Genomic DNA, 20,534 nt, shown 5'->3' on the forward strand with positions numbered 1-20,534 from the left:
TTGCCGGCCTTCGGCGGCGCGCCGGCGGTATTGCGCGCGTCGTCGGCCGCCTCGTCCTCCGCGCTCAGCGCGGGCGGCGCACCGGCCGCGCGCGGACGCGGCGGTGGTGCGACGAGCAGGTCCGGCGTGATCGCCGCGGTCGGGATCTTCTGCTCGATGTAGCTCTCGATCTCGGGCAGTGTCATCGCATACAGGTCGCACGCGAAGCTGATCGCGTCGCCCTCGGCGCCGAGGCGCGCGGTACGGCCGATGCGGTGCACGTAGTCCTCCGCGTCCTGCGGTAGGTCGTAGTTGAACACGTGCGAGACGGCGGGGATGTGCAGGCCGCGCGCGGCGACGTCGGTCGCCACGAGAATCTCGATCTCGCCCTTCTGGAACTTCGCGAGCAGGCGCTCGCGCTTGGCCTGTGGCACGTCGCCGGACAGCGTCACGACCGTGAAGCCGTATCGTTCGAGCGCGCGCGTGACCTTTTCCGCGGCGATCTTCGTGTTCACGAACACGATGCTGCGCTGGGCGTCGATGCGCGAGAGCAGGCTGATCAGCAGCGGCTGCTTTTCTTCCTTGGCCGGGAAGTAGACGAGCTGGCGCACGCGGTCGGCGGTGACGTTGTCGGCCTCGACCGTGAGCTTCTCCGGCTCGTTCATGTGGTCGTAGGCGAGCTCGAGCACGCGGTGGCTCAAGGTCGCCGAGAACAGCATGCTCTGGCGCTGCTCGCGCGGCGGCATGCGGCGGAACAGGAAGCGGATGTCCTTGATGAAGCCGAGGTCGAACATGCGGTCGGCCTCGTCGAGCACGACCGCCTCGATCGCGTTGAACGAGAACACGTGCTGCTTGAGGTAGTCGATGAGGCGGCCCGGCGTCGCGATGATGAGGTCGCAGCCCGCCTTGAGCAGGTCGCGCTGCTTGTCGTAGTCGACGCCGCCGTAGATGAGCGCCGAGCGCAGGCCGGTGTCGCGTCCGATGTTGCGGAAGTCCTTGTCGATCTGGATCGCGAGCTCGCGCGTCGGCGCGATGATGATCGCGCGCGGGTCGGTGAGCTTGCGGTCGACGACCGCGGGCCGCGTCAGCAGGCGGTTCAGCACGGCGACGAGGAACGCGCCGGTCTTGCCGGTGCCGGTCTGGGCCTGGCCGGCGACGTCGCGCCCGGCGAGCGCGAGCGGCAGGGTCAGGGCCTGGATCGGCGTGCAGCGCGTGAAGCCGGAGGCATGCAGGCCGGACAGCAGGGTCGGATGGAGGTCGAAGCTTTCGAAGGTGATGTCGGTTATAGGGTGCTGGGACATGTGTGGTTCACTAGGGTGGCGATGAGGCGCCCCCTGCGATTCCCGCACCCTCGGGCGCGATGGATCCTGCTGGAGCGCCGGCTGGACGCGGCGCGCGGGCGGCCGGATGGCGGCGTGGCCCGCTCTTGCAAAGGCGCGGCGGCGTCCCCAACTTGCGCCAGTCGACCGTTTGGGCTCAAATGGGTCGTGCTTCCGCACCCCCTTCGAAAGTCCCGTCTGCACCGACGCAACCGCGTGAGTGTAGCGGAACGCCGCCCGACGCGCGCGGTCGCCCTCAATCCCTTGTTTTTTGGAGTATTCCCGTGAGCGAACACATTGCGCACGTGAGCGATGACCAGTTCGAGGACCAGGTCCTCAAGTCCAGCGAGCCAGTGCTGGTCGATTTCTGGGCCGAATGGTGCGGTCCGTGCAAGATGATCGCGCCGATCCTCGACGACCTCGCCCAGAGCTACCAGGGCAAGCTCAAGGTCGCCAAGATCAACATCGACCACAACCAGAAGACCCCGCGCAACTACAACGTGCGCGGCATCCCGACCCTCATGATCTTCCGCGACGGCAAGGTGCAGGCGACGCAGATCGGCGCCGTGAGCAAGACCCAGCTCGCGCAGATCATCGACAAGGCGATCGCCTGAACGGAGCGAGGGTGGAGGGCGGCAGAGCGCTGGCGCGTCGCGCCTTCCTGCTCCCTTCAGCCCTCGGCCCGCGGCCCGCCGCACCGCCTCCACCTAGACGCCCGCAAACCGCGGTGCTAACGTAATCCCAGCGCCCGGAGCCCACGCTGCTCCGCCCGCTTCTCCTTCGATCTCCCGAATCCCTCCAGTTTGCAACGGCGCCCAGCGAGGATTGCCCGTGTCCGAAAACGAAACGAACGATAGCGGCCCGAGCGCCGCGGCCGAAGGCCGTCCCGAGCCCCGGCAGCGCGGCCCTCGTGGCCAGCAGCAACAGCAGCAGCCACCGCAGCAGCAGGATGCAGCGCCGGCGAATGCCGAAGCGCGCAGCCAGAACACCGATGCGTCCGGCGGCGATGGCGGCGACGGCAACCCGAACGCGGGTGGCGGCGGCGGCCAGAATCCCGGCGGCCAGCAGCAGAACCAGGGCGGCCAGGGTGGCCGCCGCGGCCGGCGCGACCGCCGCAATCGCCATGGCGGCGGCGGTGGCGGCAACGGTCCGCAGAACAGCCGCAGCGGCATGTACGACGACGAGGAATTCGACGAGAAGAACGGCGGCGGCAACGGCCCGCTGATCGACCTCAACGAACTCAAGCGCAAGACCGCGTCCGAACTGCTCGCGCTCGCCGAGACGCTCGGCATCCAGGAAGGCGTCGCCCGCGCGCGCAAGCAGGACATCGTCTTCCTCGTGCTCAAGGCGCACGCGCGCGCCGGCGGCGGCATCTACGGCGAAGGCGTGCTCGAGATCCTGCAGGACGGCTTCGGCTTCCTGCGCGGCTTCGATGCGAGCTACCTCGCCGGCCCCGACGACATCTACGTCAGCCCGAGCCAGATCCGCCGCTTCAACCTGCGCACCGGCGACTACATCACCGGCCGCATCCGCCCGCCGAAGGAAGGCGAGCGGTATTTCGCGCTGCTCAAGGTCGACCACATCAACGGCGAACCGCCGGAAGCGTCGAAGAACAAGATCCTGTTCGAAAACCTCACGCCGCTGTTCCCGCGCAAGGCGTTCCACCTCGAGCGCGGCAACGGTTCGTCCGAGGACATCACCGGCCGCATCCTCGACCTCGTCGCGCCGATCGGCAAGGGTCAGCGTGGACTCATCGTGAGCCAGCCGAAGGCGGGCAAGACGATGATGCTGCAGAACGTCGCGCAGGCGATCGTGCACAACCATCCGGAAGCGCACCTGATCATCCTGCTCATCGACGAACGCCCGGAAGAAGTGACCGAGATGCAGCGCGGCGTGCGCGCCGAGATCGTCGCGTCGACGTTCGACGAGCCCGCCGTGCGCCACGTGCAGGTCGCCGAGATGGTGATCGAGCGCGCCAAGCGCCTGGTCGAGCACAAGAAGGACGTTGTCATCCTGCTCGACTCGATCACCCGACTCGCGCGCGCCTACAACACGGTCGTGCCGTCGTCGGGCAAGGTGCTCACGGGCGGCGTCGACGCCAATGCATTGCAGCGCCCGAAGCGCTTCTTCGGCGCCGCGCGCAACGTCGAGGAAGGCGGCTCGCTGACGATCATCGCGACCGCGCTGATCGACACCGGCTCGAAGATGGACGAAGTCATCTACGAAGAGTTCAAGGGCACCGGCAACATGGAAGTGCACCTGAACCGCCGCATCGCCGAGAAGCGCGTCTACCCCGCGATCGACATCAACCGTTCCGGCACGCGCCGCGAGGAACTGCTGATCGACCCCGACCAGCTGCAGAAGATCTGGATCCTGCGCAAGCTGCTGCATCCGATGGACGAGCTCGCCGCGATGGAGTTCATGCTCGACAAGATGAAGAACACGAAGACCAACGACGAGTTCTTCGGCGCGATGAAGCGCGGCTGACGATACTGTCGCTCGTGCAAGCGAAGAGGCCGGCATGACGCCGGCCTCTCTCGTTTGGCGGGTGCGCCCCTCAGTCCACGCTGCCGAGGTCGTCCCTCTCGACGCTCCAGCCGCCCTCGCCCTTGACCATGAGCACGCGCCCGGCGCGCTTGATCTCGTCGCGGTCGACGCCCTCGACGCGCAGCACCGCGTGGTCGCCGCGCTGCATCGCGGAGAGGATCTTCACCGATACGGGCTTGCCGTCGCGCAGGTCCTTGAGACCCTGTCGGGCCTGCTGCTCGTCGTCTTCGGGCAATTGCCAGCGTCCGGATTCGCCGAGCATCCGGCGAAGCGCGGGCAGGTCGCCTTTCGCGAGCGCGGCGAGGTACGCGGCGTACGCGCGGCCGGGTTCGCCACCGTCGGGGCCGAGCTTCGTCCCCGGGCTCGGCGCGGTCACGTCGGCCGCGAACGGGAGGTCGAAATCATAGGTCTTGCCGAAGAAGTCGTCGGGCTTGGTCATCGCCCAGCGGCCCTCGATCCGTGCCGGCGTGCGCTGGCCGAGCGTGAACTCGCCCGAACCGGACATGTTGAACGATTCGCTCGGCCCCTCGTGCGAGAAGTACAGGCCGCATTCCTTGCCTTCGGGCGTGACGCAGATGCGCACGTAACCGCCCGGCGTGTTGCCCGTCTGCTGGTTGACCTCGCTGCCGGGATCGAACGCATCGGCGACCTTCTGCGCGTCGAGCGGCGCCGTGGTCAGGAACACGTACGTGCTGGCCGGGCCGTTGCGTTCCTCGTGCGCGAACGCGTACGCGTGGGTCGTCTCCATGCGGATCTTGTCGTAGCGGAAATACGCCTTGCCGGCGGTGGCGGCGGGTGCGGCGGCACTCGCGCCGGACAGGGCTAGCAGCAGGGAAAGGGACATCAGGCGGGCGTTCATGCGGCACTCCCCCGGCGCCGCGGGACGGGCGCCTTCGGTACCTGTAACGGAAAACGGCACGGGTTCGAACAGGTAACCGGAGTGGACGAACGCCATGCCCGCCCCGCACGCGGCCGGTCCCGCGCCGCTATGGGCTGCGACGCGTCGGCACCCATCGCGCGAGGGCTTCGCGCGTGCGCGCGCGGCCGAGCGCGATGAGCTCCTCGGCGCGCTGGAACTCGTAGAACGCGCACGCGTTGCGCGGGATCGTGATCAGGAGGTCGGGCGGCTGCGAGGCGAGCTTGAGGCGGGTGATCGTCTCCTGCACGACGTCGAGCGAGCGCGCGAACAATTCGAGCGTGCCGGGCTCGCGTTCGATCGGGCGCGGCTCGCGCTTGCCCATGATCGATTCGACGAACTCGCCGATGCGGCGCCGGTACGTGAGGTCGATCGGCGCGGGCTTGTCGCCGCCCGGCTGCATTTCCGGCGTCGCCTGTCCGGCCGCGCCGCGATCGGCTTGCGCGGTCGGGGACGCGCCCGCGCGCGTCGCGGGCAACGGCTCGGACGGCGCGTTCACGTCGACCGCGATCGTCGCGTCGGTCGCATCGCGCAGGGTCGGCGACACCGGCAACGGATTGAGCAGGCCACCATCGACGAGCAGGCGACCCTGGTAGCGATGCGGGCGGAAGATCGTCGGGATCGCGATCGACGCGCGGATCGCGTCGAACAGCGGCCCGCGCGAAAACCACACTTCGCGCTGCACGTCGAGGTCGACCGCGACCGCGGTGTACGGGATCGGCAGGTCCTCGATCTCGGCGTCGCCGATGAGCTCGCGCAGCACGCCGATGATGCGGTCGCCCTTGATGAAGCCGCCGCCGAACAACGTCCAGTCGAGCAGGCGCAGCACGTCGAGGCGCTGCAGCGGGCGCACCCACTCGCTGAAGACGCCGAGCTTTCCGGTCGCGTAGATGCCGCCCACGAGCGCGCCCATCGAGCTGCCCGCGATCGAGCGGATCGAAAAGCCCTGCGCTTCGAGCTCCTCGATGACGCCGATGTGCGCGTAGCCGCGCGCGCCGCCCGAGCCGAGCACGAGCGAAATGTCGGTCGTGGCATTGTTCTCCGTGGAATTCCAACTCATCCGATCACTGCCAGAGAAGCCTCGTGCCCGATGCCGTCAGGTGCAGCGGCGATTGCATCTCGAATCCGTCGGCGAAGATGCGGGAAGGATTGACGCAACCCGGATTCTGCACGCAGCGCCGACACAGGGACGCGTCGCCGAGGACATTCAGGGTGCATGAGGGCGAAACCACGGGATTGACGAACACATCGACGCACCCGGTGCCCGGCTCGCAGATCTCGCAGCAACCAAAGCAATCACAGCCGGGCCGCGTCAGCGGCAGGGCCGCATCCCGACATGTCTGCGATATCTGGCACTGCGCAGGATCGAAGTACGACGGATCGAGATCCGGCGGGCACGCACCCTGAATGTCGCAACAGGCATGCATCGAGCAACCGTCGTCACCCGCCCCCGTGTTGGTGTCGAACCATGTGTCGAGGGCACGCGGGAAATTCCCGTCATCGCCCGGAACGCCGGACCGAAAGCTACCCTCGTCGTTGTCGGCAGGGACCTTGCAGTACCAACTCGCCATGTCGACGTACCCATCCGCGTCGTTGTCGATTCCGTCGGAGCACTCGGTCGCGCCTGCGAGCACCGGCGCCATCCACAACAGGACACCCGCGAGCTTCGCAAGGTGACGCATGACACCCCCCATCCGGTCGACTTCAGCCGTCCGCCGCATCCGATGCTATCAGGATCACTTCATTGATAGGCGCCGAGCGCGAGCTGCAGCAGGATCTTCATCTCCTCGCGCAGGCTCACGGGCGCGACGACCTCGGCGTCGGGGCCGTACTTGAGCACGTCCATGAGCAGTTCGCGCGAGTTCGAATACGGCACGCGCAGTTCGTAGCGCCCGTCCGGCAGGCGCTCGCCCTGCTGCTGCGAGTGCCAGTGCTCGTCGGCGACCCAGCGCGCCGCGTGCGCCGAGAAGCGGATCGTCGCCCACGCCTTCGGCGCGCCCGAGAAGATGCCGTAGCTCGATGCGAGGTGAGCGTCGAGGTCGCTCGCGTCGCGGTCGAGCGCGGCCTCCTCGAGCGGTTGCGGATCGCGGATGCGATCGAGCGCGAAACTGCGCAGCGCGTCGCGGCTGTGGTCCCAGGCGTCGAGGTACCAGTTGTCGCGATAGTGCGCGAGGCGTTGCGGCGAGACGATGCGCTCGGTCGTCGCGTCGGTCGAGCGCGCGCGGTAGCGGAACTTGAGGCGGCGGCGATTCAGCAGCGCGCTCGCGACGCCACGGAAGACGCCCTCGTCGAGCCGGCGCGAGCCGCTCGCGAGCACGCGGATCCGGTCGATCGGCAGGCTGCGTCCGCTCGCCTGGTCCGACAGCAGGCGCTCGATGCGGGCGCGGAACGGCGCCAGCGCGCCGGCGAGCACGCCCGGATCGCTGCGCCCGAGCAGCTCGTTCAGCGCGAGCAGCGCGGCGAGCTCCTCGCTGGTCAGCCACAGGCCCGGCAGTTCGAAGCGCTCGGCTTCGTCGGCCGCGTAGCGGAACGTCGATTCGTCCTCGCCGTATTCGATCGGCGCCCCGAGCGCGTCGCGCAGGAACGCGATGTCGCGGTAGAGCGTCGCGCGCGAACACGCGACTTCGTCCTTGAGGCGCGCGAACGAGACGGGATAGCGCGCGGATTTCAGGATACGATGCAGGGTCAGGATGCGTTCGTAGCGGTCCATGGCGTGCGTCTGGATCAGGTGCGCGACGTCGGGCCGCGGCGATCGGCGAAGGATCGCACACGCCGCCGTGCCGCGCGCGTCCGCCCGCCATTTCGCTGCCAAGGAGGAGTCCGATGTCGATGATCCCCAGAACGCTGGCCGGCCTCGCGCTCGGCCTCGCCTGCGCCGCCGCGAGCGCCGCGCCCAAGGACGACCTGCATGCCGCATTCGCGAAATTCCTGCAGGCGAAGAGCTTTCGCGCGGCCGTGACCGACGTGAAGAACGGCGAGACGGTGTCGACCATGGAATACGTCGCGCCGGACCGCTTCCGCATCAAGCCCGCGCAAGGCCCGCAGAGCCTCGTCGTCGGCGACACGATGTACATGGACATGAACGGCAAGCTCACGCCGATGCCCGTCCCGGGCGTCGGCCGGATGGTGGCGCAGTACCGCAACCAGGATTTCCTCGCCGAAGTCGAACGCGGGATGCAGGTCCAGGCGCTCGGCGACGACAGCGTCGACGGCGAAGCGGCGAAGGTCTACGCGTACACGGTCACGCAACCGATGAAGGCCGACGCCAAGACGTGGATCTCGCAGGCGAGCGGCCTGCCGATCCAGATCGAGTCGACCGGCACGTTCATGGGCCACACCTCGACCACGCGCGTGCGCTACTCGGGATTCGACGATCCGTCGATCCGCATCGAGGCGCCGTAACGCGACGCGCGCGGCGGTGCGCGCCGCGCTTGTGCCGCCGGGTTGCGCGAGGTCGCGCGCAGCGCGCGCAGTGCGCGAGCGTCGGACGCGACGCCGGCGGGCAGGCGACGCTCCTCGCGATGGCGGCTCGACCGGCGCCGAACGCTCGCGTGGATCGTGCCGCCCTATGCCGGCATCGTTTCCTCGTCCTCCGCGGCGCGGCGCCGCGATGCCTCGGCGTCGCGCATCCATTCGCGCGCCAAGCCTTCGGCGCCGCCCTTGTCCCGACCGAAGCGCTCGCCGAGTCGCAGCGCCCATGCCGGCGGCCGGTCGGTCATCGGCGCGGCGGCGCGCGTGGTCGCGAGTTCCCATGCCGTCTTCAGGCCGATCAGTACGAACAGCAGGCCGAGCGCCGAATGCGTCGCGCTCATCGCCATCATGCCGAAGATGATCGCGAGGTGGAGGACGAGCACGCGCCCCATGCGCTGCTGCACGACGAAGCGGACCCAGGCGAACGGCCGCTCGCGCATGCCGGGCAAGTCGGCGAGGAAGCCCGCTCCGAGCACGCCGACGAGCAGCAGTGCGCCATGGCGCAGCGCGGTCCACGAGAACTGCCAGTCCGGTTCGCCGGCCTGGTCGTGCGCGAGGATGGCGACGATCGCGAGCACGAACACGCCGTGCGCGAGCGTGAAGACGAAAGCGATCCTCGCGTAGTCCCCGAGCAGGGAGGCGCCGCGTCCGACCGCATCGCTCGACGACGCGGCGAGTTGCCCGGAGCGCCAGTGTCCGCGCTTGCGAGTGAGGGCGCGATGCACCGCGATGCGCAGGCAGGTGAACGCGGCGACGAGCAGGTTCTCGATCCAGAACAGCACGACCACGTTGGCGACCGACCAGTGCAGGCGCAGCACGCCGTAGACCGGAATCGCATTGGTGACGAGCACGACGACCGCCGCTTGCACGCGCTCGACGAGCGTCGGGCCGCCGATGCCGACTCGTTGGTCCACGCCGCCTCCCCTTCGCGAACGATCGTGCCATCATCGCGCCGCGCGCCTCGTGGCGGAAGGACCTGCTCGCGACGGCAGCGCCGCGACGCGCGCCAGCAGCGCGCGCGCGAGCGGCTCGCGCTGCGCCGCGTCCTCCGCTCCACGCGGCATGTCGACATCGAGCGCGATGTACCAGCGGCGACCACCGCGCTCGACCCAGCCGACGAACCAGCCGAGGTCGGCCGGGCCCGCGGTGTCGTCGCGCACGGCCCAGCCGGTCTTGCCGTGCAGGATGTAGGCGGGGTCGGAATCGAGGATCGTGATGCGCCGCACCGTCTCCTGCACCGCGGCCGAGAACGGCAGTTCGCCGCGTGCGAGCCGGCGCAGGAAGGCGACCTGCTCCACGGCGCTGATGCGCAGCGCGCCGGTGAGCCAGAAGCGGTCGATGCCGCCGCCGATGTCGCGATTGCCGTAGCCGACGCGGTCGAGCCAGGCCTGCATGCGCGCGGCCCCGGCGCGACGCGCCATCTCCTGGTAGAACCACACCGCGGAGAACCTCATCGCGCTCGCGAGCGACTGATCGCGATTCCAGTCCGGGTAGCGGCGCTGCACGCCGTCCCAGCGCAGGACTTCGTACTCGTCCTTCACGGCGCCCGTCTCGAGGGCGACCATCGCGTTGAGGAGCTTGAACGTCGACGCGGGGCTGAAGCGCGCCTGCGCCCGCGCGCGGTCGTACACGTGGTATCGGTCCGACGCTTCGTCGTAGACGAGCGCGGTGCCTTCCAGGCCGCGTGCGGCGAACTCGCGTGCCCATTCGGGATGTACGTGCCAACGCGCGTCGTCCGCGCGCACGCAGGCGAACGGCACGAGGAGAAGCCATGCGACGAAAGGCAGGCGCATCGGTCGGCCCGGGCGGGAAGCTCGGGCGAGTCTAGGCGCGACATGCATTCCGGTTGGGGCGAAATTCTGACGTCGCCGCGGCGCAGGCATGACGCATCCGTTACCATCGCCGCATGTCGCACGCGCAACCCGACCTGCACGCACCCATCGGCGACGCCGACGTGACGACGCCGCGCCGCGCGTGCGCGCGTCTGCGCGGGCGGGTGCGCGCGACGATCCGGCGCGATTGAAGCGAAGGCCACGATACCCGCATGCCCCATGCACACCTGAACCTGCACGCACCCACCGGCGACGTCGTCAAGACGACGACGTGCTACATGTGCGCGTGCCGTTGCGGCATCCGCGTGCACCTCGACGACGGCCGCGTCCGCTACATCGACGGCAACCCGCAGCACCCGGTCAACCGCGGCGTGATCTGCGCGAAGGGTTCGGCCGGCATCATGCAGCACTACTCTCCGGCGCGCCTCTCCAAGCCGCTGTTGCGCGTGGGCGAACGCGGCGCGCGCGCGTTCCGCGAGATCGAATGGGACGAGGCGCTCGCGCTCGCGACGCAATGGCTCGGCGACATCCGTGCGCGCAATCCCGACGAGCTCGCGTTCTTCACCGGACGCGACCAGTCGCAGGCGCTCACCGGCTGGTGGGCGCAGCAGTTCGGCACGATCAACTACGCCGCGCACGGCGGCTTCTGCTCGGTCAACATGGCCGCCGCGGGGATGTACACGCTCGGCGGCAGTTTCTGGGAATTCGGCGAGCCCGACTGGGAGCTCACGCGCTACCTCATGCTCTGGGGCGTCGCCGAGGACCACGATTCGAACCCGATCAAGCTCGGCCTCGGCAAGCTCAAGGCGCGCGGCGCGAAGATCGTCGCGGTCAATCCCGTGCGTACCGGCTACGGTGCGATCGCCGACGAATGGGTGCCGATCAATCCGGGCACCGACGGCCTGCTCGCGGGCGCGCTGATCCACGCGCTGCTGCACGCGGACCGCGTCGACCTCGACTACCTCGTGCGCTACACGAATGCCCACCACCTCGTGATCCGCGCGCCGGAAGCGCCCGACGACGGCATGATCGCTCGCGATGCCGACGGCCACGCGCTGTGCGCCGCGCGCGGCGACGACGCGGTGCGCATCGTGCGCGCCGACGCGATCGGCATCGCGCCGCTCGTGGTCGGTGAAGTGCGCCTGGCCGACGGGCGCGTCGCGGTACCCGCGTTCCAGCTGTTCGCCGAGCGCTTCATGGCCGACGACTACGCGCCCGAGGCGGTCGCCACGACGTGTGGCGTCGATGCGCAGACGATCCGTCGCCTCGCACGCGAACTCGCCGACGTCGCATTCGAGCAGGCGATCCACCTGCCGCAACGCTGGACCGACGCCTGGGGCCGCGAGCACGCCGAGATGATCGGCCGCCCGGTCGCGATGCACGCGATGCGCGGCATCAGCGCGCATGCGAACGGGTTCCACACCTGCCGCAGCCTGCACTTGCTGCAGATGATCCTCGGCGCGATCGACACGCCCGGCAGCTTCCGCTACCAGCCGCCGTACCCGAAAACCGCGCCGCCGCCGAACCGGCCCGGCAGGGCGCGCAAGGCCGACGGTGCGCTCGACGCCGGTCCGCTCGGCTACGTGCACGCGCCCGACGACCTCGTCGTCGATGCGCGCGGCGAACCGCGGCGGATCGACAAGGCGTTCTCGTGGCAGCATCCGTTCGCGGCCCACGGCATGCTGCAGAACGTCATCGCGAACGCGTGCGCAGGCGATCCGTACCGCATCGATACCCTGTTCCTGTTCATGGCGAACATGGGCTGGAACTCGGCGATGAACACGGGCGCGACGCGCGCGATGCTGTGCGAGCGCGATCCCGCGAGCGGCGAATACCGCATCCCGCACGTGATCTACGCCGATGCGTACGACTCGGAGACCGTCGCGTTCGCCGATCTCGTGCTGCCCGACACGACCTACCTCGAGCGGTACGACTGCATCAGCCTGCTGGACCGTCCGATTTCCGACGCCGACGGCGCGAGCGACGCGATTCGCCAGCCGGTCGTGCAGCCCGATCGCGACGTGCGCCCGTTCCAGGACGTCCTGCTCGACCTCGGCGCACGCCTGCGCCTGCCCGGCCTCGTCGACGAGCAGGGTGCGCCGAAGTACCCGCGCGGCTACGCCCAGTACATGGTCGAGCACGAACGCGCGCCCGGCATCGGGCTGCTCGCGGGCTGGCGCGGTGCCGGTGGCGCAAACGACGGCGTCGGCACGCCGAATCCGGACCAGCTCGCGCGCTACGTCGAGCACGGTTGCCACTGGCACCGTGCCGTTCCCGCGGCCGGCCGCTACTACAAGATGGCGAACCGCGACTATCTCGAGTGGGCGAAGTCGCTCGCGTTCGTCGGCTCGACCCAGCCGGTCGTGCTGCAGTTCTACGCCGAAACGTTGCAGCGGTTCCGCCTTGCCGCGCGCGGGCACGGCGCGATGCAGCCGCCGGAGCGAGAGCGTGCGCGCGTCGAGCGCTACTTCGATCCCCTCCCGTTCCACTATCCGTCCCTTTCCCCGCTCGCGGGGGAAGGTGCCGAAGGCGGATGGGGGGAGGTGTCGTCGCAAGACGCCCCTCACGCCAACCCTCTTCCGCAAGCGGGAGAGCCGAAGGCGCGCTATCCACTCGCCGCGATCACCCAACGCCCGATGTTCATGTACCACGCCTGGGGATCGCAGAACCGCTGGCTGCGCCAGATCGCGACGCGCAACTACCTCTATCTCAACCCGCGCACGGCGGCCGAGCACGGCGTCGCCGACGGCGACTGGATCTGGCTCGTCGGCGAACGCGGGCGCCTGCGCGTGCAGGCGCGCACGCACGCGGGTACCGCGCCGGGCACGGTCTGGTCCTGGAACGCGATCGGCAAGCGCAAGGGCGCATGGAGGCTCGCCGCCGACGCGCCCGAGAACGTCGACGGCTTCCTGCTCAACCACCTCATCGACGAATCGTTGCGCGACCGCGACGGCCGCGCGCGCTGCGCGAATGCCGATCCGGTCACCGGCCAGGCGGCCTGGTTCGATCTGCGCGTGCGCATCGAGCGCGATGCCGAACCACGCCGGCACGGCCATCGCATCGAGCTCGCCGGAGCGGCCGGATGAGCGGCGAGGCGTGGATCACGCTCGCGATCGTGATCGGCGCGATCGCGCTGTTCGCGAGCGAGAAGGTGCGCATCGACCTCGTCGCGCTGATCGTGCTCGTGCTGCTCGTCGCGCTCGGCCTGGTCGAGCCCGACGAAGCGCTCGCCGGCTTCAGCAACGAAGCGACGGTCACCGTCGCGGCGATGTTCGCGCTGAGCCTCGGCATCGAACGTTCGGGCGCGCTCGAGCCGCTCGGGCGCGTGCTCGCGCGCGTGCGCCGGCCGTGGCTGCTCACCCTCGCGCTCATGCTCGCGATCGCGCCGATGGGCGCGTTCGTCAAGAACATCGCGCTCGTCGCGACCTTCCTGCCGCTCGCGCTGCGCGTGTGCGCGCGCACGCGGACCCCGCCCGGGCGCGTGCTGATGCCGATGGCGTACGCGGCGCAGATGGGCGGCGTCTGCACGTTGATCGGAACCTCGTCGAACCTGCTCGCCGACAGCCTCGCGCAGAAGCACGGGCTGCCGCCGTTCGGGGTGTTCGAGTTCACGCGCATGGGCGCGCTGCTCGCGCTCGTCGGCATCGTCTACCTCATGGTCATCGGCCGCTGGCTGCTGCCGCGGCACCTGCCTGCGGAGGCCGCGAACGCGGGCGAACTCGGCAAGTACGTGACCGAGCTGCGCGTGCGCGAGGGTTCGCCGCTCGTCGGCCAGACGATCGCGGCGGCGAAACTCGGCGAAGGCTACGGCGTCTACCCGCTCGAACTGCTGCGCGGCGACGAGCACCTGTGGTCGCCGCGCGAGCAGCGCCTCGAAGCCGGCGACGTGCTGCTCGTGCGCGGCGACTGGGAGAAGATCGAGGACCTGCGCGTGCGCGCGCAACTCGACATCGACCCCGAGAACCGCTACGGGCCCGAGCACGGCCGCACGCGCGTGCTGGTCGAGGCGATGGTGAAACCGGACGGCGCGATCGAGAACTACCCCCTCGGCGAAGTCGACGTGTCGCGCGAGTACGACGCGATCTCGCTGGCGATCCGCCGCCGTGGCGAGGTGCTGCGCAACGCGCTCAAGGACGTGCGCCTCGCCGGCGGCGACGTGCTGCTGCTGCTCGTCGACGAGAAGGCGGTTGCCGCCGTGCGCGCCGATGAACGCTTCGTCGTGCTCAGCGAGCGCGACGACGTGCGCCGCACGCCGAGGCGCGCGGTCGCGGCGATCGCGATCATGGTCGCGGTGATCGCGATCTCGGGCCTGCACCTGTTGCCGATCCCGGTCGCGGCGATCGCCGGCGCGATCGCGATGGCGGTCGCCGGATGCTACGGCACGCGCGACCTCTACGCGGGCATCGACTGGAAGATCATCGTGCTGCTCGCGGCGATCCTGCCGCTCGGCACCGCGATCGAGAACAGCGGCCTGTCGCAGGCGCTCGTCGCCGCTGCCATGGACCTGATCGGCTCGCACGGCCCGCTCGCGGCGCTGCTCATGGTGTACCTGCTGACCGCGCTCCTGACCGAACTGATGGGCCACAACCCGTCGGTCGTGCTCATGGTCGGCATCGCGGTGTCGGTCGCTCACGCGGTGCACGCGGACCCACGGCCGTTCGTCGTCGCGGTGGCGTTCGCCGCGGCGACCTCGTTCGCGACGCCGGTGGGCTACCCGACCAACACGATGGTCTACTACGCGGGTGGCTACCGGTTCACCGATTTCATGAAGGTCGGCATTCCGCTGATCGCGATATTCTGCGCGATCTCGATGGTCCTGATCCCGATCTTCTGGCCGCTGCAACCATGACCGCCCTGCCACCGCCGAGCGCGAAGAAGCTCGGCCTCGTGATCGACCTCGACACCTGCGTCGGCTGCCACGCATGCGCGGTCGCATGCAAGGAATGGAACGACGGCGGCCAGTTCGGCCCACTGCCGGACGAGGACCCGTACGGCACGCAGCCGCACGGCGTCTGGTTCAACCGCGTGCACAGCTACGCGGTCGAACAGGCGACGCAAGGCGGCACGCGCGAGCTCACCGTGCACTTCCCGCGCTCATGCCTGCATTGCGAGACGCCCGCGTGCGTGACCGTGTGTCCGACTGGCGCGAGCTACAAGCGCGCCGAGGACGGCATCGTCCTCGTCGACGCGGACAGGTGCATCGGCTGCCAATTGTGCGCATGGGCATGCCCGTACGGCGCGCGCGAGTTCAGCATGGAGCGCGGCACGATGCAGAAGTGCACACTCTGCGTCGATCGCATCTACAACGAGACCCTCGACCAGGCGGACCGCCAACCCGCTTGCGTGATGGCCTGCCCGACGCGCGCGCGCCACTTCGGCGACCTCGGCGACGCGCAGTCGCCGGTATCGAAGCTCGTCGCGGAGCGCGGCGGTTACGCGCTCATGCCCGAATACGACTACCAGCCGGTCAACCGCTACCTGCCACCGCGGCCGCGTCGCGACGGCTGCGCGGATGCGGGCGCGAAGCCCGCGCCGGAGGAAGCACTCGACGCCGCGCAGTTGCCCGGCGTGCTGCGCTGGCTCGACCGCGTGCTGTCGCGCTGAGGCGACGACGATGCGACCGACGTTCTCGATCATCGCGTTCACGGTGCTGTCCGGCATCGGCTACGGCGCGTGGTTCCTGTTCGGACTCGGAGCCGCGATCGGCCCGGCGTGCAGCGCAGGCGGCCTGTCCGGCCCATCCGGCGCGACGCTGACGTCGTGCCACGCCCCGTTCGATTCGTTCGCGGCGCTGCTCGTCGCGTCCGCATGCGTCGCCGTGGGACTGCTGTGCTCGCTCGGCCACCTCGGCAAGCCGCAGCGCGCGTGGCGTGCCGTGTCGCAATGGCGCACGTCATGGCTTTCGCGCGAGGGCGCGATCGCACTGCTCACGTTCGTGCCGGCAGCCGTCCTCGTCGTGCGATACGGACTCGCGCTCCAATCGCCGACGGACGGCGTCGCCGTGACCGAACTTCATCGCTGGAATGACGCCTCGTGGGACGAGACCGGCAACCGCCTGCTCGGTGGCCTCGTCGCGCTGGGATCCCTCGCAACGGTCTTCTGCACCGCGAACATCTACGCGAGCCTCAAGCCGATCCGCGCGTGGCACGAGCGGCATGTGGTACCCGCCTACCTGCTGCTCGGCCTCTATGGCGGCACCCTGCTGCTGCACGCGACGACGACGCTGTCGGGCGCGACGTGGCACCGCGACCGGCTCGTCCTGCTGGTCGGCACGATCGCGCTCGCCGCGGGCTGCGGCTGGATCAAGCTGCGCTACTGGCGTTCGATCGACGCACAGTCTTCGATCGCGGCCGGCCAGGCCACCGGGCTCGAAACGCTCGGCGTCGTGCGCGCGTTCGAGGCGCCGCACACGGAAGAGAACTACCTCCTGCACGAGATGGGCTTCATGCTCGCGCGCAAGCACGCGCGCGCGCTGCGCAGGATCGCGCTGGTCGCCGCATTCGCGGTGCCCGCCCTGCTCGCGGCGGTCGCGCTCGCGCTGCCGGCCGTGCAGGTTGCGATCGCTTGGCTCGCCCTCGCGAGCGGACTCGCCGGCCTGTTCGTCGAGCGCTGGCTGTTCTTCGCCGAGGCGAAGCACGCGGTGACGGCCTACTACCGGCGCTGAGCGCGGCATCGACACCCGCGTCGGCCGCGGGGGCGCGACGTTCACGCCCGATTCAATGCGCCCGCCTACCATCCGCTCCCCGGGGGCCGCTGATGCGGCCCTTCGCATGTCCCGAGGAGAGAGGAATACGTATGAAGAAGATCCTGCCGACCGCCGCCGTCCTGGTCGCGCTGCCCGCCTGCGCCTTCGCCGACGACGGCTGGTCCGGCGCGGGCGAACTCGGCTTCGCGGCCGCTCGCGGCAACGCGAAGTCGGAGAACCTGAACGCGAAGCTCGCGTTCAAGAAGGAAGACGACCAGTGGAAGGACAACTTCTACCTGACCGCGCTGCGCAGCAAGGGTGAAGTCACGGTCGCGACACTCGTCGACGGCCAGGTGCAGAACGTGAAGAACTACGACACGACCGCGAACCGCTACGAAGCGGGCGCGTCGGTCGGCTACAAGTTCGACGAACGCAGCTACCTCGTCGGCGCGCTGCGCTACGAGAACGACGACTTCTCGCCGTTCGAATACCAGGCGGTCGTTTCGCTCGGCTACGGTTACACCGTGCTCAAGAACGCGAGCGACGAGCTGTCGTTCGAAGCCGGCCCGGGCTACAAGCGCTACAAGCCGGTCGACGTGCTCGGTCCTGAGACTGCGGGCGACCCGCCGGCGCCGGTGCGCCACACGTTCGATTCGGAAGGCGAAGTCGTCGGCCGCGGCCTCGTCGCCTACAAGCATCTCTTCAACGAAACGACCGCGTTTGTCGATACCCTGCTCGTCGAAGCCGGCAGCGACAATACTTTCCTGCAGAACGATGCGGGCCTGCAGGTCGCGATCAACAAGTCCTTCGCGCTCAAGGCCGGGTATCAGGTGCGCCACAACTCCGACGTCGCGCCCGGCATCAAGAAGACCGACCAGCTGCTGACGACGAACCTCGTCTACAACTTCGGCGGCGGTTGATCGTCCCGACCGATGCCGCTCGACGCGGCGTCGGATCCAAAGCAAGAGCTTGAAGCGCGAAGCACACGGAGCACACGTAGGAAGAGCCCTTCAGTTCATTGCCTACTTCGTGTGCTCCGTGTGCTTCGTGTTTCAGTCTCCTGCCCTCGTGGCCTGCAGGATCGCGTCCGCGCCGCGGGCACGCAGCAACGCGGCGACCTCGCGGCCGATGGCTTCGGGCGCGTCGCGCGGGCCGCGCGCTTCGGCACGGATGACGCGTCCGGTCGCGGCTTCGCCGACGAGTCCCCACAGCACGAGCCCGCTCTCGGTTTCGACGCAGTAGCCCGCGATCGGCACGTTGCAGCTGCCGTGCAGGTCGAGGTTCATCGCGCGCTCGGCCGCGACGCAACGATGCGTGTCGGCGTCGTCGAGGCCGCGCACGAGGTCGAGCACGCCGGCGTCGCCGGCGCGGCACTCGATCGCGATCGCGCCCTGCGCGACGGCGGGAAGCCAGTCCGGCGCCGCGAGCCGTTCGGCGATGCGCGTGCCGAGGCCGAGGCGATCGATGCCGGCGCAGGCCAGGATGATCGCGTCGTAGTCGCCTGCGTCGAGCTTGGCGAGGCGCGTGTTGACGTTGCCGCGCAGGTCGGCGAGCTCGAGGTCCGGCCGCAAGGCGCGCAGTTGGGACTGGCGGCGCAGCGACGACGTGCCCACGCGCGCGCCACGCGGCAGCTGCGCGAGGCGCGGCCAGCGGTTGCTGATGTACGCGTCCGCCGCATCGGCGCGCTCGAGCACGGCGCCGATCGCGAAGCCGGGCTCGAGTTCCATCGGCACGTCCTTGAACGAGTGCACCGCGATGTCGGCGCGGTACTCGAGCATCGCGACTTCGAGTTCCTTGAGGAACAGTCCCTTGCCGCCGATCGCCGCGAGCGGACGATCGATGATCTCGTCGCCGCGCGTGGTCATCGGCACCAGTTCGACCGCGCAGTCGGCGTGCAGCGCGCGCAGGCGCGCGGCGACGTGTTCGGCTTGCCACAGCGCGAGGGCGCTCTGGCGGGTGGCGATTCGCAGGGTCTTCTTCATAGGGTCCGGATCAGCTTGCGCAGCGCGGGCAGGTTGCGGCGGCTCACTTCGAGCGCCGTGGCCACGCCGTCGACGTTGGCGAACAGGCGGCCGTCCGGCGTGCGCGTGAGGCCGCTCAGCTTCGCGCGCGCGACGAGGCAGTTGCGGTGGATGCGCACGAAGCGATCCTCGAACTCCTCCTCGAGCGCCTTCAACGGCTCCTCGATGAGCACGGTGCCCTTGGCATGGTGGACGACGACGTACTTGTCCTCCGCCAGCAGGTAGGCGACCTCGGAGACCGGCACCAGCACGAGGCTGCCGCGCACGCGCGCGCACAGGTGCGTGCGCGTGCGCCCAGCGCCGAGCGCGCGCTCGACCTCTTGCGTGTCCTCGCCGCTCCAGCGGCGCGCCTTCGCGAGCGCGGCGCGCAGGCGCTCGCTGCGCACGGGCTTGAGCAGGTAGTCGATCGCGTTGGCGTCGAACGCGGCGAGCGCGTGGTCGCCGTAGGCGGTGCAGAACACCAGGGCGGGAGGCGATTCGAGCGCGCCGAGGTGGCGCGCGACCTCGATGCCGTCCATGACGGGCATGCGGATGTCGAGCAGTACGACATCGGGTGCGAGGCGCGCGACCGCGTCGAGCGCATCGCGCCCGTTGACGGCTTCGCCGACGACTTCCACGTCGCCGATCTCCGCAAGCAACGCGCGCATGCGCTCGCGCGCCAAGGGCTCGTCGTCGACGACGAGCGCCTTCATCGGACAGCTGCCTCGGGCAGGCGCACGCTCACGGTGTACACGTCGGGTCCCGGTTCCACGCGGAGCTCGCCGCGCGCGCCGAAATGGTACTCGATGCGCGCGCGGATGTTGGCGAGGGCCATGCCGTTGCGCCGCACGGGTGCGTTCGGTGGCAGCGGGTTGGTCAGCACGATCTCGACCCCGGCCTCGAGCGGGCTGCCCCGCAGGCGCAGCGTGCCGCCGTCGCCGCGCGGCTGAATGCCGTGGTAGATCGCATTCTCGACCAGCGGCTGCAGCAGCAGGCGCGGAAGGCGGAACGCGCGCGGCGCGTCGCCGACGTCGATCTCGACCCGCAGCCGCTCGCCGAGCCGCAGCCGCTCGATGTCGAGATAGCGCTCGACGAGGTCGAGCTCCTCGCCGAGCGTGCCGTGGTCGTCGGCGGCACCGAGTGCGGCGCGGAACAGCTCCGCGAGGTCCTCCACCGTGCGCTCCGCGTCCGCGGGGCGCGTGCGGATCAGGCTCGCGATCGTGTTCATGCTGTTGAACAGGAAATGCGGGCGAATGCGCGCCTGCAACGCATCGACCTGCGCTTTCGCCGCGGCGCGCACGCGTTCGCGCCAGCGCTCGAGCACGAACAGGTAGCGCAGCAGGGCTGCCGCGATCAGCGCGCAGATCGCCGCGTTCACGAACACGAATCGCTCGCCCTCGCCGAGCGGCGCGGTCAGCTGCAACCCGAGCGCCTGGTCCATGCGCAACACGACCGCGCTGCCGAGCGCGGTCACCGCGACGCCGACCGCCCAGGCGGTGACGAAGCCGGCGCGCTCGGGCAGGCGCTGCAGGAATGCACGCATCGAGCACAGCACGACCGCATTGAGCAACGCGAGCCATTGCACGTAGACGCTGAGCAGGCCGAGGCGCCGCAGCCAGCCGCGCTCGCCGCCGTCGGGGACGAGCACGATCACCAGCGCGACGAGTTCGGCGACGACCATCAGCGCGAACAGCGTCGGGCCGCTGCAGAATTGCGGCAACCAGTTCGGTGAGCTCGTTCTGGCCCTGGCGTCCCGCATCCGCGGTCTCCCGTGCTTCGCAGGCA

18 protein-coding genes are annotated in these 20,534 nt (G+C 69.7%); 8 read left to right on the forward strand and 10 right to left on the reverse strand.

The window, feature by feature from the left end; translation table 11 throughout:
• A partial coding sequence (locus VI238_RS09290) for a DEAD/DEAH box helicase (protein ID WP_331650686.1) occupies positions 1 to 1,280 on the reverse strand: 1,280 nt, incomplete at its 3' end.
• Positions 1,281 to 1,582: 302 nt separating this feature from the next.
• Here VI238_RS09290 and trxA point away from each other — a divergent pair.
• Complete coding sequence (trxA, locus tag VI238_RS09295; protein ID WP_131996449.1) at positions 1,583 to 1,912, forward strand: thioredoxin TrxA; 330 nt, start codon at positions 1,583 to 1,585, stop codon at positions 1,910 to 1,912.
• A gap of 217 nt (positions 1,913 to 2,129) precedes the next feature.
• Entirely contained in the window at positions 2,130 to 3,785 is a 1,656-nt protein-coding gene (rho, locus tag VI238_RS09300) for a transcription termination factor Rho (protein ID WP_331650689.1), read from the forward strand.
• A gap of 70 nt (positions 3,786 to 3,855) precedes the next feature.
• Here the strand turns inward: rho and VI238_RS09305 are convergent, their stop codons facing one another.
• The 4 genes from VI238_RS09305 to VI238_RS09320 form a co-directional block, all read right to left on the reverse strand.
• Positions 3,856 to 4,704 carry a hypothetical protein gene (locus tag VI238_RS09305; protein ID WP_331650691.1) on the reverse strand — a complete coding sequence of 283 codons (849 nt, stop codon included), beginning with the start codon at positions 4,702 to 4,704 and terminating at the stop codon, positions 3,856 to 3,858.
• A gap of 127 nt (positions 4,705 to 4,831) precedes the next feature.
• The gene (locus tag VI238_RS09310; RefSeq protein WP_331650693.1) at positions 4,832 to 5,821 is read right to left on the reverse strand and encodes a patatin-like phospholipase family protein; all 990 of its coding nucleotides are present in this window, start codon (positions 5,819 to 5,821) and stop codon (positions 4,832 to 4,834) included.
• 4 nt (positions 5,822 to 5,825) lie between these two features.
• Positions 5,826 to 6,443, reverse strand: coding sequence for a hypothetical protein (locus tag VI238_RS09315; protein ID WP_331650694.1), 618 nt, complete (start codon positions 6,441 to 6,443; stop codon positions 5,826 to 5,828).
• Positions 6,444 to 6,502: 59 nt separating this feature from the next.
• Positions 6,503 to 7,471: a YafY family protein gene (locus tag VI238_RS09320; RefSeq protein ID WP_331650696.1), complete on the reverse strand. Its 969-nt coding sequence runs from the start codon at positions 7,469 to 7,471 to the stop codon at positions 6,503 to 6,505.
• A gap of 113 nt (positions 7,472 to 7,584) precedes the next feature.
• Between VI238_RS09320 and VI238_RS09325 the strand changes: the two genes are divergently transcribed.
• Positions 7,585 to 8,163 (forward strand): hypothetical protein, encoded by a 579-nt coding sequence (locus tag VI238_RS09325; protein WP_331650698.1) that lies wholly within the window; start codon positions 7,585 to 7,587, stop codon positions 8,161 to 8,163.
• Between the two features lie 164 nt (positions 8,164 to 8,327).
• Here the strand turns inward: VI238_RS09325 and VI238_RS09330 are convergent, their stop codons facing one another.
• Together VI238_RS09330 and blaOXA are read right to left on the reverse strand one after the other, a co-directional pair.
• Complete coding sequence (locus VI238_RS09330) at positions 8,328 to 9,146, reverse strand: DUF6498-containing protein (protein ID WP_331650699.1); 819 nt, start codon at positions 9,144 to 9,146, stop codon at positions 8,328 to 8,330.
• 30 nt (positions 9,147 to 9,176) lie between these two features.
• A complete protein-coding gene (blaOXA, locus tag VI238_RS09335; RefSeq protein WP_331650701.1) occupies positions 9,177 to 10,025 on the reverse strand; it encodes a class D beta-lactamase in 849 nt (282 codons plus the stop codon).
• Positions 10,026 to 10,276: 251 nt separating this feature from the next.
• Between blaOXA and VI238_RS09340 the strand changes: the two genes are divergently transcribed.
• The 5 genes from VI238_RS09340 (at position 10,277) to VI238_RS09360 (ending at position 17,669) form a co-directional block, all read left to right on the forward strand.
• A complete protein-coding gene (locus VI238_RS09340; RefSeq protein ID WP_331650702.1) occupies positions 10,277 to 13,150 on the forward strand; it encodes a molybdopterin oxidoreductase family protein in 2,874 nt (957 codons plus the stop codon).
• Positions 13,147 to 14,913, forward strand: a complete 1,767-nt coding sequence (locus VI238_RS09345) for an SLC13 family permease (RefSeq protein WP_331650704.1) — start codon at positions 13,147 to 13,149, stop codon at positions 14,911 to 14,913. The genes VI238_RS09340 and VI238_RS09345 overlap by 4 nt, the downstream gene beginning before the upstream one ends.
• Positions 14,910 to 15,668, forward strand: a complete 759-nt coding sequence (locus VI238_RS09350; RefSeq protein WP_331650706.1) for a 4Fe-4S dicluster domain-containing protein — start codon at positions 14,910 to 14,912, stop codon at positions 15,666 to 15,668. Before VI238_RS09345 ends, VI238_RS09350 begins: the two co-directional genes overlap by 4 nt.
• A 10-nt stretch (positions 15,669 to 15,678) precedes the next feature.
• Positions 15,679 to 16,728, forward strand: coding sequence for a dimethyl sulfoxide reductase anchor subunit family protein (locus VI238_RS09355; protein WP_331650708.1), 1,050 nt, complete (start codon positions 15,679 to 15,681; stop codon positions 16,726 to 16,728).
• A gap of 131 nt (positions 16,729 to 16,859) precedes the next feature.
• Positions 16,860 to 17,669 (forward strand): DUF481 domain-containing protein, encoded by an 810-nt coding sequence (locus VI238_RS09360; protein ID WP_331650710.1) that lies wholly within the window; start codon positions 16,860 to 16,862, stop codon positions 17,667 to 17,669.
• Between the two features lie 132 nt (positions 17,670 to 17,801).
• On the opposite strand, the gene hemC is transcribed toward VI238_RS09360, so the two are convergent.
• From hemC to VI238_RS09375, 3 genes are read right to left on the reverse strand one after another with little or no spacing between them, the layout of a single operon-like run.
• Positions 17,802 to 18,731, reverse strand: a complete 930-nt coding sequence (gene hemC / locus VI238_RS09365) for a hydroxymethylbilane synthase (protein ID WP_331650712.1) — start codon at positions 18,729 to 18,731, stop codon at positions 17,802 to 17,804.
• Positions 18,728 to 19,462, reverse strand: a complete 735-nt coding sequence (locus tag VI238_RS09370) for a LytTR family DNA-binding domain-containing protein (RefSeq protein WP_331650714.1) — start codon at positions 19,460 to 19,462, stop codon at positions 18,728 to 18,730. Before VI238_RS09370 ends, hemC begins: the two co-directional genes overlap by 4 nt.
• On the reverse strand, positions 19,459 to 20,508 hold the full coding sequence (locus VI238_RS09375) for a sensor histidine kinase (protein ID WP_331650716.1): 1,050 nt from the start codon (positions 20,506 to 20,508) through the stop codon (positions 19,459 to 19,461). Before VI238_RS09375 ends, VI238_RS09370 begins: the two co-directional genes overlap by 4 nt.
• Positions 20,509 to 20,534 lie beyond the last annotated feature (26 nt).

Origin of the sequence: Dokdonella sp. (assembly GCF_036518555.1) — a bacterium.
In the GTDB taxonomy this organism is placed as follows: domain Bacteria; phylum Pseudomonadota; class Gammaproteobacteria; order Xanthomonadales; family Rhodanobacteraceae; genus Dokdonella_A.

Bases quoted from the DNA above. Each gene is read 5' to 3' on its own strand.
- VI238_RS09305 (WP_331650691.1), bottom strand. From the start codon at position 4,704: ATGAACGCCCGCCTGATGTCCCTTTCCCTGCTGCTAGCCCTGTCCGGC.
- VI238_RS09310 (WP_331650693.1), bottom strand. From the start codon at position 5,821: ATGAGTTGGAATTCCACGGAGAACAATGCCACGACCGACATTTCGCTC.
- VI238_RS09315 (WP_331650694.1), bottom strand. From the start codon at position 6,443: ATGCGTCACCTTGCGAAGCTCGCGGGTGTCCTGTTGTGGATGGCGCCG.
- VI238_RS09320 (WP_331650696.1), bottom strand. From the start codon at position 7,471: ATGGACCGCTACGAACGCATCCTGACCCTGCATCGTATCCTGAAATCC.
- VI238_RS09325 (WP_331650698.1), top strand. From the start codon at position 7,585: ATGTCGATGATCCCCAGAACGCTGGCCGGCCTCGCGCTCGGCCTCGCC.
- blaOXA (WP_331650701.1), bottom strand. From the start codon at position 10,025: ATGCGCCTGCCTTTCGTCGCATGGCTTCTCCTCGTGCCGTTCGCCTGC.
- VI238_RS09340 (WP_331650702.1), top strand. From the start codon at position 10,277: ATGCCCCATGCACACCTGAACCTGCACGCACCCACCGGCGACGTCGTC.
- VI238_RS09345 (WP_331650704.1), top strand. From the start codon at position 13,147: ATGAGCGGCGAGGCGTGGATCACGCTCGCGATCGTGATCGGCGCGATC.
- VI238_RS09350 (WP_331650706.1), top strand. From the start codon at position 14,910: ATGACCGCCCTGCCACCGCCGAGCGCGAAGAAGCTCGGCCTCGTGATC.
- VI238_RS09355 (WP_331650708.1), top strand. From the start codon at position 15,679: ATGCGACCGACGTTCTCGATCATCGCGTTCACGGTGCTGTCCGGCATC.
- VI238_RS09360 (WP_331650710.1), top strand. From the start codon at position 16,860: ATGAAGAAGATCCTGCCGACCGCCGCCGTCCTGGTCGCGCTGCCCGCC.
- hemC (WP_331650712.1), bottom strand. From the start codon at position 18,731: ATGAAGAAGACCCTGCGAATCGCCACCCGCCAGAGCGCCCTCGCGCTG.
- VI238_RS09370 (WP_331650714.1), bottom strand. From the start codon at position 19,462: ATGAAGGCGCTCGTCGTCGACGACGAGCCCTTGGCGCGCGAGCGCATG.
- VI238_RS09375 (WP_331650716.1), bottom strand. From the start codon at position 20,508: ATGCGGGACGCCAGGGCCAGAACGAGCTCACCGAACTGGTTGCCGCAA.